Origin of the sequence: Streptococcus suis YS56, from assembly GCF_000440115.1 — a bacterium.
Lineage (GTDB): Bacteria > Bacillota > Bacilli > Lactobacillales > Streptococcaceae > Streptococcus > Streptococcus suis_L.
In genome coordinates, this window is sequence record NZ_ALMY01000072.1 from 1 (window position 1) to 878 (window position 878).

The following is an 878-nucleotide window of genomic DNA, read 5'->3' on the forward strand; positions in this document are numbered from 1 at the left end:
CCTCAAAGAACTTCCGTCTAACGTGAGCCCAACAGCCAACCAGCTGTGCCTTGTCTAACTGCCGATAGGCCGACCACATATCACAGTGAACATAACCCGCATAATTTCCAAGAAATTCCTCCACAACCAAGCCACTCCGTCGTTTGTCATGATGATAGAGGGTAATTCCCTTTTTCTCATGTTTCCCAGACAAGAAAGTCCAGTAGAAGGTCAACTGGCTATCATTTTCTAAGACCTTGTAGGAGGTCTCATCCGCATGGAGAATAGGCTGCTCCAACAATTTCTCGTGCAACAGGTTATAAATCGGCTCGAAATAATACTGACTAGACTTGATATGCCAGTTGGCTATTTCCTTCCGACTAATTGGCAGACCCAGCTTGTTCCAATCCTCTTCCTGACGGTAATTGGGCACCTTCAGATTGAACTTCTGATGAATAGTATGGGCGATGATAGAAGCTGAACCCAAGCTGTGTGCCAAAGGTGCCTTAGGAACTGGAGCCTTGATAATCTTATCGCTCAGATTCTTCTGACTACAAGCCTGACACTTGTATGCGTGTTGAACATGGTCAATCCGCTTTAATTGTGCAGGAATGAAAACCAACTCTTGTCGTTGAACAGCTGAGCCAATTTCTTTCAACTGACCATGACAGTCTGGACAGATGCAGTCTTCGCCCTGCAATTCGTGATGCACTATCTCTGGAGTAAACTGACTAAAAATAGCCTGACGAACCCCCTTGGCTTTCTTGCGTTTATAGGTGATGGTCTCTGTTTCAACTGGGTAAGTCAGCTTCTTCTTCAGGGAGACTTTCCTCCCCAAACAAGCTCAGCTGACCGGGTTGATACACAACCTTCTCTGATGATTTTCCGTAGAGTTTCTG

2 pseudogenes are annotated in these 878 nt (G+C 45.7%); both read right to left on the bottom strand.

From position 1 onward, the window contains the following. Positions 1-817 (bottom strand): annotated as a pseudogene (locus tag SST62_RS0109105) (IS66-like element short variant transposase); the annotation flags it as partial. Then, positions 771-878 (bottom strand): annotated as a pseudogene (locus tag SST62_RS1000000112675) (hypothetical protein); the annotation flags it as partial. The pseudogenes SST62_RS1000000112675 and SST62_RS0109105, both read right to left, overlap by 47 nt.